Source organism: Bacillus sp. FSL K6-2865, assembly GCF_040311405.1.
GTDB classification, from domain to species: domain Bacteria; phylum Bacillota; class Bacilli; order Bacillales; family Bacillaceae; genus Bacillus; species Bacillus velezensis.
The window spans coordinates 3,281,532-3,296,731 of the sequence record NZ_CP152036.1; the positions used below are offsets into that span (position 1 = coordinate 3,281,532).

General features: G+C 46.5%; 21 protein-coding genes and 1 riboswitch. Of the genes, 2 read left to right on the forward strand and 19 right to left on the reverse strand.

Going from position 1 to position 15,200, the window contains the following annotated elements; genetic code table 11:
- Positions 1–6 precede the first annotated feature (6 nt).
- The 3 genes from NYE42_RS16245 to NYE42_RS16255 form a co-directional block, all read right to left on the reverse strand.
- Positions 7–381 (reverse strand): nucleotide excision repair endonuclease, encoded by a 375-nt coding sequence (locus tag NYE42_RS16245; RefSeq protein ID WP_007410094.1) that lies wholly within the window; start codon positions 379–381, stop codon positions 7–9.
- 65 nt (positions 382–446) lie between these two features.
- Positions 447–1,562 (reverse strand): FAD-binding oxidoreductase, encoded by a 1,116-nt coding sequence (locus tag NYE42_RS16250; protein WP_199022135.1) that lies wholly within the window; start codon positions 1,560–1,562, stop codon positions 447–449.
- Positions 1,563–1,599: 37 nt separating this feature from the next.
- Positions 1,600–2,301, reverse strand: coding sequence for a class I SAM-dependent methyltransferase (locus NYE42_RS16255; RefSeq protein ID WP_199022136.1), 702 nt, complete (start codon positions 2,299–2,301; stop codon positions 1,600–1,602).
- A gap of 73 nt (positions 2,302–2,374) precedes the next feature.
- Between NYE42_RS16255 and NYE42_RS16260 the strand changes: the two genes are divergently transcribed.
- Both NYE42_RS16260 and csn read left to right on the forward strand, forming a co-directional pair.
- A complete protein-coding gene (locus NYE42_RS16260; RefSeq protein WP_199022137.1) occupies positions 2,375–2,836 on the forward strand; it encodes a DUF2691 family protein in 462 nt (153 codons plus the stop codon).
- 136 nt (positions 2,837–2,972) lie between these two features.
- Positions 2,973–3,809, forward strand: coding sequence for a chitosanase (gene csn / locus NYE42_RS16265; protein ID WP_199022138.1), 837 nt, complete (start codon positions 2,973–2,975; stop codon positions 3,807–3,809).
- Positions 3,810–3,844: 35 nt separating this feature from the next.
- Here csn and sufB read toward each other — a convergent pair whose 3' ends face one another.
- The 16 genes from sufB to NYE42_RS16345 all read right to left on the reverse strand — a co-directional run bounded on the left by sufB (position 3,845) and on the right by NYE42_RS16345 (position 15,157).
- Entirely contained in the window at positions 3,845–5,242 is a 1,398-nt protein-coding gene (gene sufB / locus NYE42_RS16270; RefSeq protein ID WP_007410090.1) for a Fe-S cluster assembly protein SufB, read from the reverse strand.
- 19 nt (positions 5,243–5,261) lie between these two features.
- Positions 5,262–5,705 (reverse strand): Fe-S cluster assembly sulfur transfer protein SufU, encoded by a 444-nt coding sequence (sufU, locus tag NYE42_RS16275; protein ID WP_003151877.1) that lies wholly within the window; start codon positions 5,703–5,705, stop codon positions 5,262–5,264.
- Positions 5,695–6,915: a cysteine desulfurase SufS gene (sufS, locus tag NYE42_RS16280; protein WP_007410089.1), complete on the reverse strand. Its 1,221-nt coding sequence runs from the start codon at positions 6,913–6,915 to the stop codon at positions 5,695–5,697. The genes sufU and sufS overlap by 11 nt, the downstream gene beginning before the upstream one ends.
- Positions 6,915–8,228: a Fe-S cluster assembly protein SufD gene (gene sufD / locus NYE42_RS16285; protein WP_015240539.1), complete on the reverse strand. Its 1,314-nt coding sequence runs from the start codon at positions 8,226–8,228 to the stop codon at positions 6,915–6,917. Before sufD ends, sufS begins: the two co-directional genes overlap by 1 nt.
- Positions 8,229–8,245: 17 nt before the next feature.
- Positions 8,246–9,031 (reverse strand): Fe-S cluster assembly ATPase SufC, encoded by a 786-nt coding sequence (sufC, locus tag NYE42_RS16290; RefSeq protein ID WP_003327022.1) that lies wholly within the window; start codon positions 9,029–9,031, stop codon positions 8,246–8,248.
- A gap of 176 nt (positions 9,032–9,207) precedes the next feature.
- Positions 9,208–9,360 (reverse strand): hypothetical protein, encoded by a 153-nt coding sequence (locus NYE42_RS16295; RefSeq protein WP_003151857.1) that lies wholly within the window; start codon positions 9,358–9,360, stop codon positions 9,208–9,210.
- Between the two features lie 192 nt (positions 9,361–9,552).
- Positions 9,553–9,939, reverse strand: coding sequence for a carboxymuconolactone decarboxylase family protein (locus tag NYE42_RS16300; protein ID WP_015387747.1), 387 nt, complete (start codon positions 9,937–9,939; stop codon positions 9,553–9,555).
- A gap of 84 nt (positions 9,940–10,023) precedes the next feature.
- The gene (gene metQ / locus NYE42_RS16305; protein ID WP_012118382.1) at positions 10,024–10,839 is read right to left on the reverse strand and encodes a methionine ABC transporter substrate-binding lipoprotein MetQ; all 816 of its coding nucleotides are present in this window, start codon (positions 10,837–10,839) and stop codon (positions 10,024–10,026) included.
- 13 nt (positions 10,840–10,852) lie between these two features.
- The gene (locus tag NYE42_RS16310) at positions 10,853–11,521 is read right to left on the reverse strand and encodes a methionine ABC transporter permease (RefSeq protein ID WP_003151851.1); all 669 of its coding nucleotides are present in this window, start codon (positions 11,519–11,521) and stop codon (positions 10,853–10,855) included.
- Positions 11,514–12,539, reverse strand: a complete 1,026-nt coding sequence (metN, locus tag NYE42_RS16315) for a methionine ABC transporter ATP-binding protein MetN (protein WP_003151850.1) — start codon at positions 12,537–12,539, stop codon at positions 11,514–11,516. The genes NYE42_RS16310 and metN overlap by 8 nt, the downstream gene beginning before the upstream one ends.
- A 105-nt stretch (positions 12,540–12,644) precedes the next feature.
- Positions 12,645–12,751, reverse strand: a riboswitch (SAM riboswitch).
- A 110-nt stretch (positions 12,752–12,861) separates the two neighbouring features.
- Entirely contained in the window at positions 12,862–13,212 is a 351-nt protein-coding gene (locus tag NYE42_RS16320; protein ID WP_007410085.1) for an SCP2 sterol-binding domain-containing protein, read from the reverse strand.
- 96 nt (positions 13,213–13,308) lie between these two features.
- Positions 13,309–13,629 (reverse strand): thioredoxin family protein, encoded by a 321-nt coding sequence (locus tag NYE42_RS16325; protein ID WP_003151847.1) that lies wholly within the window; start codon positions 13,627–13,629, stop codon positions 13,309–13,311.
- Between the two features lie 2 nt (positions 13,630–13,631).
- The gene (locus NYE42_RS16330; protein ID WP_352426588.1) at positions 13,632–13,997 is read right to left on the reverse strand and encodes a toprim domain-containing protein; all 366 of its coding nucleotides are present in this window, start codon (positions 13,995–13,997) and stop codon (positions 13,632–13,634) included.
- 69 nt (positions 13,998–14,066) lie between these two features.
- A complete protein-coding gene (locus NYE42_RS16335; protein WP_033574881.1) occupies positions 14,067–14,303 on the reverse strand; it encodes a YusG family protein in 237 nt (78 codons plus the stop codon).
- Between the two features lie 54 nt (positions 14,304–14,357).
- Entirely contained in the window at positions 14,358–14,741 is a 384-nt protein-coding gene (gene gcvH, locus NYE42_RS16340) for a glycine cleavage system protein GcvH (RefSeq protein ID WP_003151844.1), read from the reverse strand.
- A 59-nt stretch (positions 14,742–14,800) separates the two neighbouring features.
- A complete protein-coding gene (locus tag NYE42_RS16345; RefSeq protein WP_003151843.1) occupies positions 14,801–15,157 on the reverse strand; it encodes an arsenate reductase family protein in 357 nt (118 codons plus the stop codon).
- Positions 15,158–15,200 lie beyond the last annotated feature (43 nt).

Sequence of the window (15,200 nt, forward strand, 5' to 3'; positions counted from 1 at the left end):
TTTTTCTTATTTATAAAATACTTTCTCAATGTTGTATTTCGACTGAAGGGTATTGATCGCGTACGTTTCGTAAATCTCCCTTTCCATCGGATCATTTACGACACATACTTCAATTTTATACACTTCGTCCCTGTGATGTTTAACAGGCGACACATTGTCTTCAAAATGCTTTTTGATTCTTTGTCTTAATTTACGGGCTTTCCCGACAAACAGCAGCTCATCATGAATGTTATAAAACATAAAGATGCCGCCTTTGTCTCTCGGAATTTGGTGAAAATCAATGAAACCGTAAATCGCTTTAATCGCCGGTTCATTCTCCGACGGTGACTGCTGCCGTTCCGTAATGGTTACATCAGGAGCAGGAAGGTTTATTTTTATCAAATGGGTCACGTCCTCTTATTCATTAAAGCTCCATCCTATCATAAGAATGCGCCAAAAGCTATTTTTTATTCAAGCGCCCCGGCCGGATCATAAAGGCTTACATCAATTTCCGTCTGCTGCCCGAGCGCGAGTTTCGCCAGTTCAGCCCCCAGATACGGCCCGCTCGTCAGTCCTGAGGCGCCCAGCCCGTTGGCAACGAGGAGTCCGCTGATATTCGGCACTTTGCCGATGACGGGAAGAAAACCGGGAGTAAACGGCCTGAAACCGACTCTTGTCTCTATTACAGTACTGTCTGAAAGCCCCGGCGCCACGGTTAATGCTTTGTCAAAAATCTCGCGGAGACCGCCGGCCGTCACCCGCAAATCCATGCCGGTATCGTTTTCATGAGTCGCGCCCGCTATGATTCTGCCGCTGTCAAAGGCGAGAATGTATTGATCGTTTGGAGGCATGACGACGGGCCAGCCGCCCGTATCCTCTCCCTGAAGCTCTAAATGAACGATCTGCGCCTTTTGGTATGATACTGAAAAACGGATGCCGAGCGGCTCAAGCAGCTCTCCCGCCCAAGCGCCGGCCGTTACGAGAACCTGGTCGGCAGTAAGCGTGCGTTCTGCGGTTTTCACACCGATGACGGCACCGTCCTCTGTCAATATTGACGCTTCTTCATTGTAAACAATCGCGCCGTGCTTAACGGCCGCGTTTAACAGCGCCTTACGAAGCGCCCTCCCGTTCACCCGGGCCGCGCCGCTGACATGAACCGCCCCGTATTCCTCCGACAGCGCGGGGAACAGCGCCTTCGTTTCTTCCGGAGTCAGTCTTGTAATGTCACCGATTTCAGGGGCGTCCTCTCTTCTTTTATAAGCTCTTTCCTCCATTTGGCTGAGCTTTTTTTCATCCGTATGGAGGCTGACGGCACCGACCTTTTGATAACCGGTTTCTGTTTCTCCGTCCGCTTCAAGCTGCTGTATCAATTGGTTATAATAGCGGGCTCCGCCTTTTGCGATCGCATACCATGCCTGATTGCGGCGCTGTGACAGCCACGGGCAGACGATCCCCGCCGCGGCGTCAGTCGCCTGCCCCGGGTGCTTCCAGTCAATGACCGTTACATCCGCCCCGGCCTTTGCGAGATGATAAGCCGCGGACGCACCGAGAATGCCGGCTCCGATAATTATATAAGACTTCATGTGTAACACCTTTTCTATCTGTTTTGTCTTATTTATTTTAACAAATGGAGCGCCCGGTTCCTACCGGAGTCCTGACAGCAATGATGAGTTTTGAAAACGGAAACGTATAATAAAAGGAATACGTTCTTGTGTGAAAGCCGTTTTCCTCAAGAATTGCTCTGTATTGTGATGTATTTTTTATATCTGACACGGCCAATGTGCCGCCAGGCTTCAGCACCCTCACCATTTCCGCAATCGCCCGTTCCCTCTCTTTTCTGCCTGAAATGTTGTGTACGGTAAAATGCGAAATGACAAGGTCAAACGTTTTATCAGGAAACGGCATGGCTTGCGCGAGCCCGTCATACAAATCAATTTTCGGCGCTCCTTCTGCCCGTCTGTTCTTTTCGAATGCGTCTCTCCCGTTTCCGCCCAGATCCCAGCTTGACCATTTGTCAATCGCTGAGACGTCAGCGCCTTTTTGAGCCGCGGCGATCGCTAACAGCCCCCGTCCCGTTCCAATATCAAGCACCTTCATGTCCGGCTTTAAACCGGAAAGCGCAAGAATGCGATGGCGGTGTAAAAGTTTAATGGCCGTTGAATACAAGAGCATCCAAAGACCGAGCAATAAAAACAAGGTGCCCGTCAGCCAGCCCCAGTAAGGAGGAATCATACCGCATAACGTGGCTGCAGCATAAAGGAGCGCAAGAAAGATAAATCCAAACGCTCCATAAGGCGCATCAATTCCGTATCGTGTTGTCATACTGTCAAGTCCTTTCAATATTTATCCAACTATTATACCATAATATTCAAAAGCCGAAAGGAGATACGACCATGTGAAACGCGGCATTACATTTAACATCCCAAATCAATTCGGACGGTTTGCGGCAGATATATTACAACCGTTCCCCATCTCTTCCTATACGTGGTTTATCGGTGATGGAGAGGCGTATACTGAATTCAAAGAAGACACCGATACAGACCTGTTTCCGCAAAATCAGCGCATCATTCAGGGTCAAGAACTCCGTCAGCGTCTGGAAGGAAACCCTTATTATATGATTTTTGCTGAATTGAAAGCTTTCCCGGGCGGGAAGGTAACGGAAATCAATACGTACGAGGAGTATTTGGAGAGTTCCTGTGAGCTTGTGCTTCTCATTGCAGATTGCTCGTATGTAACGTTATATTGCAAAGATCCGGATATGCTCGAAGCCCTTTATCAGCAGGCTGTACAATGCGGGTTTCACCGCGTTGACTATGTTACAGATGAGAATGACGCGAGAACGGGATTGTCTGTCTGATGAAGGTGCGTTCTTTTTATGAAGCACCTGATAGGGCTTAGGATTCAAAATATTGACAAATTCGTGTGTTTTCAACAAAAAAACAACCCCCTCATGTATACTGAGTGCGTAACTTACATATGAAAGGGGTATGGCAATGAAAATCAGCTTAAAGAAAAAAGCAGATTTTTGGAAGAAGACGGCGGTTTCGTCACTTATTTTCACCATGTTTTTTACCCTGATGATGAGCGGTACGGTTTTTGCGGCCGGGCTGAATAAGGATCAGAAGCGCCGGGCAGAACAGCTGACCAGCATCTTTGAAAACGGAAAGACGGAAATCCAATACGGATATGTTGAAGCGTTGGATGACGGAAGAGGTTACACTTGCGGGCGGGCCGGCTTTACGACGGCTACCGGAGATGCGCTGGAAGTAGTCGAAGTATACACGAAAGCGGTGCCGAATAACAAATTGAAAAAGTATTTGCCTGAATTGCGGCGTCTTGCGAAGGACGAAAGCGATGATATCAGCAATTTGAAAGGATTCGCTTCTGCCTGGCGCTCACTTGGCAATGATAAAGCCTTCCGCGCTGCCCAAGATAAGGTAAATGACAGCTTGTATTATCAGCCGGCGATGAAACGTTCAGAAAATGCCGGACTGAAAACGGCCTTGGCAAAAGCAGTGATGTACGATACGGTGATTCAGCATGGCGACGGCGATGATCCGGACTCCTTTTATGCCCTGATTAAACGCACGAACAAAAAAATGGGCGGGTCACCGAAAGACGGAATTGACGAGAAGAAATGGCTCAATAAATTCTTGGATGTGCGCTATGACGATCTGATGAATCCGTCAGATGAGGACACCCAGGATGAATGGAGAGAATCGGTTGCCCGTGTCGACGTTTTTCGCGATATTGTCAAAGAGAAGAACTACAATTTAAACGGGCCGATTCATGTCCGGTCAAGCGAATACGGTAATTTCACTATTCAATAAACAAAAAAACCCCGCCATATGGCGGGGTTTTACTATTAACCGATGGAGCCTTCCATTTCGAACTTAATCAAACGGTTCATTTCAACTGCGTATTCCATCGGAAGTTCTTTTGTGAATGGTTCGATGAAGCCCATAACGATCATTTCTGTTGCTTCTTCTTCAGAAATACCGCGGCTCATCAAGTAGAAAAGCTGTTCTTCAGAAACTTTTGATACTTTCGCTTCGTGCTCCAATGAAATGTTGTCGTTCAGGATTTCATTGTAAGGGATTGTATCAGAAGTCGATTTGTTATCCATAATGAGCGTATCACACTCGATGTTTGAACGGGCGCCGTCCGCTTTTCGTCCGAAGTGGACGATACCGCGGTATGTTACTTTTCCGCCCTGTTTGGAAATCGATTTTGATACGATTGTGGATGACGTATTCGGTGCAAGGTGAATCATTTTCGCGCCTGCGTCCTGATGCTGTCCTTTACCCGCAAGAGCGATAGAAAGCGTCATGCCGCGCGCGCCTTCACCTTTCAGAATGACAGCCGGATATTTCATCGTCAATTTAGAACCGATGTTTCCGTCAACCCATTCCATCGTCGCGTTTTCTTCACAAACCGTACGTTTCGTTACTAGGTTGTAAACGTTGTTCGCCCAGTTTTGAATTGTTGTATAACGGCAGTAGCCGCCTTTTTTGACGATGATTTCAACAACCGCGCTGTGAAGCGAGTTTGTTGTGTACACAGGAGCCGTACAGCCCTCTACGTAATGAACGCTTGCTTCTTCGTCAACGATGATCAGCGTACGTTCGAACTGACCCATGTTTTCAGAGTTGATGCGGAAGTAAGCTTGAAGCGGTGTTTCAACCTTCACGCCTTTAGGCACGTAGATGAAAGATCCGCCGGACCAAACAGCTGAGTTCAGCGCCGCAAACTTGTTATCAGTCGGCGGAATGACTTTCGCCCAGTGCTCGCGGAAAATGTCTTCATTTTCTTTCAGCGCGCTGTCTGTGTCTTTGAAGACGATGCCTTGCTCTTCAAGATCTTCTTTCATATTGTGGTAAACAACTTCGGATTCGTACTGTGCAGAAACACCGGCAAGGTATTTTTGCTCAGCTTCAGGAATACCGAGTTTGTCGAATGTCTGTTTAATTTCCTCAGGCACTTCATCCCAAGAACGCTCTGAACGCTCAGACGGCTTTACGTAATACGTAATTTCGTCAAAGTTTAAAGAGTTTAAATCCCCGCCCCACTGCGGCATCGGCATGTTGTAGAAATGCTCAAGAGATTTCAGGCGGAAATCAAGCATCCATTGAGGCTCTTCTTTCATGCGTGAAATTTCTTCTACGATTTCTTTTGTCAATCCGCGCTCTGAACGGAAAATGGAAACGTCCTTATCGTGAAAACCGTACTTGTATTCACCAATTTCAGGCATTTTTTTAGCCATCCATTTTCACTCCAATCTTTTAATTGCCGCCTTTTTCGCCAGCGACTCCTTTTTCAAGTGCTTTCCATGAAAGGGTGGCACATTTAATCCGGGCCGGGAATTTCGAAACGCCTTGAAGAGCTTCAATATCCCCGAGATCTATCGAGTCGTCATACTCTTTCCCTTGCATCATGTCTGAGAAAATCTTAGACATGGAAAGGGCGGTATCAATATCTTTTCCTTTAATCGCCTGCGTCATCATGGAAGCTGAAGCCATGGAGATAGAACAGCCTTCCCCTTCAAACTTCGCTTCCTGAACGGTATCGCCGTCAAGCTTCATTGTCAGTCTGATCCGGTCGCCGCAAGTCGGGTTGTTCATATCGACGACGATGCTGTCATCCAAAACCCCTTTGTTGCGCGGATTTTTGTAATGATCCATGATCACTTGTCTGTATAATGTATCTAAATTTGCATTAAAAGACATTTGTAAAGTACTCCTTTGTCTTTTGGAGGGCTTCCGCGAGCTTATCGATCTCTTCCTCTGTATTATACAGATAAAAACTCGCTCTCGCAGTAGCAGATACATCCAGCCATTTCATGAGCGGCTGGGCGCAATGATGTCCGGCTCTGACCGCAATGCCCTCAGCATCGAGGACAGTCGCGACATCATGAGGGTGAACCTCATCAAGATTAAATGTCACAAGTCCCGCCCGCTCTTTCGGACCGTATACCGTCACGCCGTCTAGCTGCTCGAAACGGTCAAGCGCATAGGCTGCAAGCTTATGCTCATGCCGGGAAATCTCGTCGAGTCCGATCTCTTCAAGAAAATCAATCGCGGCTCCCAATCCGATCGCGCCTGCGATAATCGGCGTGCCTGCTTCAAATTTCCACGGAAGCTCTTTCCAAGTTGATTCATAAAGCCCTACAAAGTCGATCATCTCGCCGCCAAATTCGGCCGGCTCCATATTCTCAAGCAGTTCTTTCTTGCCGTACAGCACACCGATTCCCGTCGGGCCGCACATTTTATGGGAAGAAAGGGCGAAGAAGTCGCAATCCAAGTCCTGAACGTCGATTTTCATGTGCGGTGTGCTTTGCGCCCCGTCTACCACGATGACTGCGCCATTGTCATGAGCGATTTTGGCGATCTCTTTAATCGGGTTGATCGTGCCGAGCACGTTTGACACATGAGCGACTGCCACGATCTTCGTATGGCTTGTGACAGTCTGCCGGACGTCGTCTAACGAAAGCGTGCCGTCTTCCTGCATCGGGATATACTTTAAAGTCGCGCCGGTTGCTTTTACAGCCTGCTGCCACGGAATGATATTCGCATGATGCTCCATTTGGGTGATGACCACTTCATCACCGGGTTTTAAGCTGGCGCGGGCATAGCTCAGCGCCACCATATTCAGTGAAGTTGTCGTGCCTTTTGTGAAAATGACCTCAGCCATTGATTTCGCATTGATAAACTTACGGACTTTTTCACGCGCACCTTCATAGCCGTCTGTCGCTCTCGTGCCAAGAGTATGAACGCCTCTGTGGACATTGGAATTGTATTTGCTGTAATACTGATCCACTGCTTCAATGACAGCACGCGGCTTCTGGGAAGTCGCCGCGCTGTCAAGGTACACGAGGTCATGTCCGTTCACTTGCTGATGAAGGATCGGGAACTGTTCACGAATATCGGTGATATTCATTATTTTACTTTCCTTTCGATGACGGAGACGAGCTGTTTCTTAACTCCTTCAATCGGAAGCTCTTTTACCACCGGAGCAAGGAATCCGTAAATGACTAAGCGCTCCGCTTCTTCTTTCGGAATTCCGCGGCTCATTAAGTAGTAAAGCTGGATCGGGTCCACACGGCCGACAGATGCCGCATGTCCTGCAGTTACATCGTCTTCATCAATTAAAAGAATCGGGTTTGCATCTCCGCGTGCTTTTTCACTCAGCATCAGAACGCGGGATTCCTGTTCAGCGTTTGCTTTAGACGCGCCGTGCTCGATTTTGCCGATTCCGTTAAAAATGGAAGATGCGGCATCTTTCATGACTCCGTGCTTCAGGATATAGCCTTCAGAAGCCTTACCGAAGTGGATGATCTGCGTCGTAAAGTTTTCCGTCTGTTCTCCTCTTCCGACAACTACGGTTTTCGTATCGCCGTATGTGCCGTCTCCGTAGAGGTTTGTCGTGTTTTCAGAAATCGTGTCGCCGTCGTTCATCAGTCCGAGCGCCCACTCGATTCTGCTGTCGCGTCCGCGCGCGGCTCCGCGGCGGTTGACGTATGTTGTGACGCCTGCTGACAGGTTGTCAACAGCGCCGTACGTCACGCTGGCATTATCACCTGTGACCACTTCACTGATAATGTTGAATACAGCTTCTTTCGGATTCACCGTGCTGATATAGTTCTCAACGTAAGTGACGGAGCTGTGGTCTTCAGCGACGATCAGCACGTGGTTGAACAATGCCGTGTCATTGCTTTCATGAACGTAAACGGCCTGAACAGGCGTCTCCACCTGAACGTTTTTAGGAACATAAAGGAATGCCCCGCCGTTCATTAATGCTGCATGAAGCGCAGTCAGTTTATGTTCGTCGACCTTAACGCCGTCTTTCATGAAATACTTCTCAACGAGGTCGCTGTGCTCACGGGCAGCCGTTAAGATGTCCGTAAAGATGACGCCTTTGTCTTTCAGTTCTTTGGAAAGAGAAAGGAAAGCGGGCGTTTGGTCACGCTGCACGTATAACGTTTTGTCTTCGTTTTCGATATCGATCAGCGCTTTTGCTTCATCAGCTAAATCTTCTAAAGAAGCAAGCGGCGCATTTTCTACTGTATGCTTGTTGAACTTTGTAAAGTTCCAATTTGTGATTTTTGTTTTATCAGGCTTAGGCAGCGGCAGATCGTCAGCTTTTTCAAGAGCCTGTAAGCGCAGGTTTTTCAGCCAGGCAGGTTCTTGATGCTTTTCGGAAAAGCCTTTGACATATTCCTGATCTACGGATAGTTTCGTTTCCAATGTCATGATTATCCCCCTAACGCTTACGCTTCTTGGCCTACAGTTTCGTCTTCAATGCCTAGTTCTTGTTTAATCCAGTCATAACCTTCCGCTTCAAGGCGCTGTGCAAGCTCCGCGCCGCCGGATTTCACTACGCGTCCCTGCATCATAACGTGAACGACATCAGGCGTAATGTAGTTCAGAAGGCGCTGGTAGTGAGTGATCATTAAGCAGCCGAAGTTTTCGCTGCGCATTCTGTTGATTCCTTTAGAAACGACTTTAAGCGCATCGATATCAAGACCTGAATCGATCTCGTCAAGAATGGCGATTTTCGGCTCGATCATCATAAGCTGAAGGATTTCGTTGCGTTTTTTCTCCCCGCCTGAGAAACCTTCGTTCAGGTAACGCTGCGCCATTTCAGGGTCCATTTCAAGGAACTCCATGTTTTCGTCCATTTTGCGGATGAATTTCATAAGAGAAATTTCATCGCCTTCTTCACGGCGTGCGTTAATCGCAGAGCGAAGGAAATCGGCATTTGTCACACCGCTGATTTCGCTTGGGTACTGCATCGCCAGGAAAAGACCCGCCTGAGCGCGCTCGTCCACTTCCATTTCCAGTACATCCTTGCCGTCAAGCGTGATGCTGCCTTTTGTAACTTCGTATTTCGGGTGTCCCATAATCGCTGCTGAGAGCGTGGATTTACCGGTACCGTTCGGCCCCATGACAGCGTGGAATTCGCCGCCTTTTATTTCAAGGTTTACACCTTTTAAGATCTCTTTTCCTTCGATTTCAACGTGAAGATCCTTGATCGTTAATGTTGAAGCAGCCATATCTATACCTCCAAAATATATAATCATTATTCTCAATTTATTCTCATTCTAATTTTATAACAAATGAAAAGTAAATACAACTTTTTATATTACCCGGAACATTCCTAAAGTTTATCAAAGATCAAGGCGTAATTAAAGCTGTTTGAAACAGAAAAAGGGCGGAAATCCACCCTTTTTTACTGACCGATTTTCTCATTAAGCTGCGCTGCGAGGAACTTGCTTTTTTGATATTCAAGCTCCCTCTGCCGTTCGACTTCCATCCTTTTTGAAAGACGCCGTCCGTATTCCTCGTAGCCGATGCCGTGTGACTTCTGCATCGCTTTTTCCATTTCAGGCGTATAGTCAAGGTCCAGTCTCTCGTGGCTGGTGCAGATAATGAATCAATCCCTTCATCTATTTGTTTCTATTGTAACAATGATCCGCTGCTCCGGCCAAAGAGAGTGTGCCCCTGAATCCTTTCGAATGTGCCGGAATCCGGCGCTCGCTTTATCTGAAAAACGGTATTCACACGATTGCTCTTTCTAATGCGTCGTATGTCCGAATTCCTGAATGCACTGCTGCACGAGGGTCACTCCCTGACTGAGAGCCGCGCCGCCCCCGAATGCCGCCGCGACGCTGATGACCTCAAGGATGTTTTCTTCTGTCGCCCCTTGGTCAAGGCAGCCCTTCGTATGATAAATCATGCAAAATTCATCTTGAGCGCTGATGCTGATGCCCAGAGCGATTAATTGTTTCTCTTTTTCAGTTAATGAATCCGCTGAGAAACACTGTTCAGTAAATTCATTAAACTTCCGCCCCATCATCGGCATTTTTTGCTCGAATATGCCTAAACCTTCTTTATATTGTTTCAATGCGTCATGCACGCTTTTGCCGTTATCCTGGTATTGAGCCACTGCCATTCCCTCCAATAAGTTAACCTTCCTTTTTATTATGGACAGTTCTCCGATTAATACCCGAAAAAAACCCCGGATGATTCACCCGGGGTTTTCGTTTTATTCAGATACGGGAAGCACGGCTCCGTCGTATTTTTTCTCAATAAAGTCTTTGATTTTCTTAGAGTGAAGCACTTCCATAAGCGCTTTGATTTTCTCTGATTTTTCGTCACCTTTGCGTACGGCGATGATGTTTGCGTACGGGTTGTTTTTCGTTGATTCCACTTGAATCGCATCTTTTAACGGATTCAGTTTGTTTTGAATCGCATAGTTGACGTTAATGAAGACTGCATCGCCTTCTTCTTCATTATATGCTTTCGCCGTTAATTCAGGGGCGATTTTTTTGAATGTCAGGTTTTTCGGGTTTTTCGTAATGTTTTTCGTAGTGGCTTCAATCGTTTTTACCTTCGGATCAAGTGTGATCAGTCCGGCTTTTTCAAGCATCGCCAGCATACGGCCTTGTTCAGCGACATTGTTAGTCATGATGATGGTCGCGCCTTTAGGCAGGTCTTTCAGTGATTTGTATTTTTTCGTGTAAATTCCGAATGGCTCAAGGTGAACGGCTCCGGCATTCACGAGTTTGTAATCTTTATTTTCTTTCATTTCCTGTTCAAGGTAAGGAACGTGCTGGAAGTAGTTCGCATCCACTTCATTATCAGCTAACGCTTTGTTGTACATTTTGTAATCGTTCAGCACTTTTACTTTTAATGTGTAGCCTTTTTCCTTCAAGAGCGGTTCCGCTTCTTTTAAGATTTCAGCATGCGGTGTTTTTGTCGCGGCGACGACGATTTCCTTTTTATTCGAGCCGTTTGATCCGCAGGCGGCCAAAACTCCCGCGAACACAAGCAGCAGCGCACTTAATACAATCTTTTTCAATGTAAATCCTCCCTTATCTTTTGTCTATTATATTTGTAATTACATCACCGATAATCTGAATGATAAAGACGATGATGAGTATAAATACTGTCGCTACAAACGTTACATCCGTATTATTGGACTGGTAGCCTTCTACATATGCAAGGTTTCCGAGTCCGCCTGAACCGATGGCGCCGGCAATGGCGGTAGATCCGATCAGGGCGATGGCCGTAACGGTGATGCCTGAAATTAACGCAGGCATTGATTCAGGAATCAGCACTTTGAAGATAATCGTCGATGTCTTTGCTCCCATTGATCTGGCAGCTTCGATGACTCCTTTATCGACTTCCCGCAGCGCAATTTCCGCAAGACGGGCGTAAAACGGCGCGGAGCCGATAATCAGCGCCGGCAATGCGGCGTTCGGTCCTAAAATCGATCCGACCAAAATCTTAGTAAAGCCGAGAAGCAGAATAATTAAAATAAGAAACGGAATAGACCTGAAAATATTAACGACCGCCGCAATCACGGTGTTAATGATTTTATTTTCCCATAAGCTTCCCTTGCCCGTTAAAAAGAGCAGAAGACCGAGAATCGCTCCGATGATAAATGAAAAAACTAAAGCGATGACCGTCATATAAAGGGTCTCGTATGTGGCCGTCCACAGCTCGGTTATATCAACGTTCGGGAACCATTTTTCAAACATTTGTGATCACCTCTGCTTCTACCTGTTTGTCTTTGATGAACCGGATCACGTTTTCTACTTCTTTTTCCTGACCGTCAATATGAATGAATAAAGAACCGTAGGCTCCGTCCTTCGTCTGTGAAATTTTCCCCTGCAGAATATTGACGTCCACATCAAAGTTTCGGATCATTTCCGTAATGAGGGGCTGCTCGGCTGCCTGCCCGACAAATGAAAGCTGAATCGTTTTTCCTGTCGCTGTTTCCTGCAGAAAATGCTGGATGGTTTCTTTCGTCTCCTCTGGTTCTGTCACCTGCTGAACGAAACGCTTGGTCATCGGTTCGCGCGGGTTTCTGAAAACTTGGAGTACTTCGCCTTCTTCAACGACTTTCCCGTTTTCCATGACGGCGACTCTGTTGCAGATTTTTCGGATGACGTGCATTTCATGGGTAATGAGCACGATCGTCAGGCCGAGTCTGTCATTTATATCGGATAAAAGATCCAAAATTGAATCGGTCGTCTGCGGATCGAGCGCTGATGTCGCTTCATCGCACAGAAGGACTTTCGGATTATTGGCGAGCGCCCGGGCGATGCCGACACGCTGCTTTTGACCGCCGCTCAGCTGCGACGGATAAGATTTTTCTTTCCCCTCTAATCCGACCAGTTTAATCAATTCATCAGCGCGGCGGACCCGTTCGCTTTTTTTCACGCCGGCGATTTCCAGCGGGAACATAATGTTCTCCCGGACGGTGCGCGACCACAGAAGGTTAAAATGCTGGAAGATCATGCTGATTTCCTGGCGCGCTTTTCTCAGTCCGCGGCTGCTTACTTTATTTAATTCCGTCCCCGCGACTTCCACGGTTCCCGACGTCGGCTTTTCAAGGCCGTTCAGGAGACGGATTAAGGAACTTTTACCAGCTCCGCTATATCCTATAATTCCAAATATTTCGCCCTTTTTGATATCAAGAGTGACATCTTGGACAGCATTGACATCCCCATGCTTCGCTTTGTAAATTTTTGAAACATTTTGAAGATGGATCAAAGCAATCACCCGCCTTACACTATTCTAAGAAATCTTCCGGGTTTCTCCGCAAAAGAAAAGCCTTTCTGCAAAAACGAGCAGAAAGGCTTATTGAAAAAGGCCTTTCTCTCATCTTTCAAAGCAGACCGCTTCGAGTGAATTGGCACCATTTCAACATTGTTGATGGTTGCCGGGCTTCATAGGGCACTTCCCTCCACCTCTCTTGATAAGAGAAAACATATCGTATTTTCGTCCGGAAATTCTTACTGTAGAATAGCACGGCGAATGATAAAAAGTCAATAAAATAAATATTGGAAGCTATTGTCACATAGTAGATTGGCAGTTACGGCCGTTTACTGATCGCCTGAAAAAATCCGTTTGTCAGCCAGAGGATGGCCTCCAGCTTCAGCAGAGCTCTGAATGATCCTTTCACTTTGAGTTTTCCGCTTTGGATAAGCTTTTGCAAAGAGACATCACCATGCAGGAGATGGATGATTTCCGTCTGGTTTCCGTAAAAGGTCAAATTAGATTTTTCCTTGGAAACCGACGTTTTTCTCATTTCTCCCTGTCCGTTAATTGAGACCGTTAAGGCTTCTGTTTCTCCTTGGAATGTAATCAGCAGCGTTGAGGCGTTTAATAGCGGTTTCAAAAACAGATGCTGTCCGTCATTCTCTGAAACTTCTATTTTCTCCACTCGTATAACCTCCCGTTTTAATGGCCATACATACACTTTCTCTTTTTAACGGACAGAACCCTTTATAAACCGCACGACATTTTCCTGTAAATATTGTCACATCGGGAACGTTTGCGATGTTTTTTGTTTAATCAGCTCATATAAATAGGAAACGGAGCGGAAGGCGTATCCTTTCTCAACAAGCTCTCCGCCTTTAAACAGCAAAAAGCACGGAACGCTTTCAATCTGATAGGCTTTGGCGAATGCGGGGGAATAATTCACGTTGTTTTTATAGAAGGCGGCGCCGGGCAGCATTTCTTCGACGACAGTAAGCATTTTGGACGCCAGCTGGCATGTGCCGCAAAACGGGGTGTACAAATACAGGAGATAAACGTCATCCTGAATCGATTCGAGTTCATTTTCTTGGAGTTCTTTCATGATTACCACCTCAGGTCGTTCTTTTTCAAAAATACAGTGTCAACATCAAAGCCGGCTCTGATCAGCACAGATGCGAGATGATGGCCCGGGCACGACTCGACTTGCCTGTATGTTCTGTCTATATAAATGTGGCGCGCTTCGGGAAGCTCCCGTTTCAGCTGTTTTCTTAATTTTTCTCCGGAGTCATCTTCGTCCGTTAAAATATAGACGTCTCTGTCAAACAGGCGGTCCGCCAAATCTTCCAGTTCGGTTTGGCCGATTGTCCCGTTTGTACAGACGATTTCCGCGGGTTCGATGAGCACTTCCCTGACTTTGATTTTATCAGATTTTCCTTCTACGATAATGACCTTTTCATCTCCGTTGTACATAAGCGCGTCACCTGCCGATTGTTTTAGCGTCAGATTGAAAAAGAAGGCAGTGAAATTCACCGCCAACTGTTAACACCAGCCATTCTCATAATCGCAATCGACATATTTCGGATCGCTGCCGTTTATGACATCGGCTGTTTTATAAAATTTTTGATTTTCAAATGAAAAGCCCTGTTTGAGCTCGTACTGGTCCATGCCTGTCATCTCGCCGATGGCTTCATTTTCATAAAACAAGGAAAACCGGCCGTTTTGAAAGCGGCCCGTAACGTTCTCCGTCACATCGACCTTTTGTTTATCAAAAGCCATTTTAGACACCTCCCGTTACAGATAGAATGTCCAAATGGCCCCTTTGCTATCCGATCAGTCTTCCTGTGTCATTTCGTCATATTGCTCGGAAGTCATGAGGTTTTCGATTTCTTCAGCATCAGCCGGTTCCACGACGATCATCCACGCTTTTTCATACGGAGACTCGTTTACGAATTCAGGACTGTCATCAAGGTCTTCGTTCACTTCCGTCACCGTTCCGTTAATCGGTGCGTACAGTTCGGAAACGGTTTTGACGGATTCCACGCTGCCGAATGGCTCGTCCGCTTTAATTTCGGCGCCGACTTCCGGAAGCTCGACAAATACGATATCGCCAAGTTCGGCTTGCGCGAAATGTGTAATCCCGATCCGGGCTTTTCCGTCCTCAACTTTGACCCATTCGTGCTCTTTGGAATAACGCATATCTTTCGGTGTGCTCATCTAAATCCCTCCATTTTTTTCTTATAATAAGAAGATACCATAATTCTTTGAACCTGGCATTACATCCAATATTTTTCGAATTGGTCTTCTTTAAAGCCGACAGTGACTTTTTCGCCGTCTGTCGTAATCGGGCGTTTCAGGAGCATACCGTCTGATGCCAAAAGTTCGAGCTGTTCATCCTCTGACATATGGTACAGTTTTTCCTTTAAGTTCAGTTCGCGGTATTTCATTCCGCTCGTGTTGAAAAACTTTTTGAGCTCAAGACCGCTCTTTTCATAGAGGTCTTTAATTTCTTCTTTCGACGGAGTTTCCTCCGCGATATGTATTTCGTTTATTTCCTTACCGCGGTCTTCCAGCCATTTTTTCGCATTACGGCACGTTCCGCATTTAGGGTACCAGTAAAAATTTAACGACATCTTCTTCACCCCTTGTAAATGATCGTCGTTATTTTAACACAAT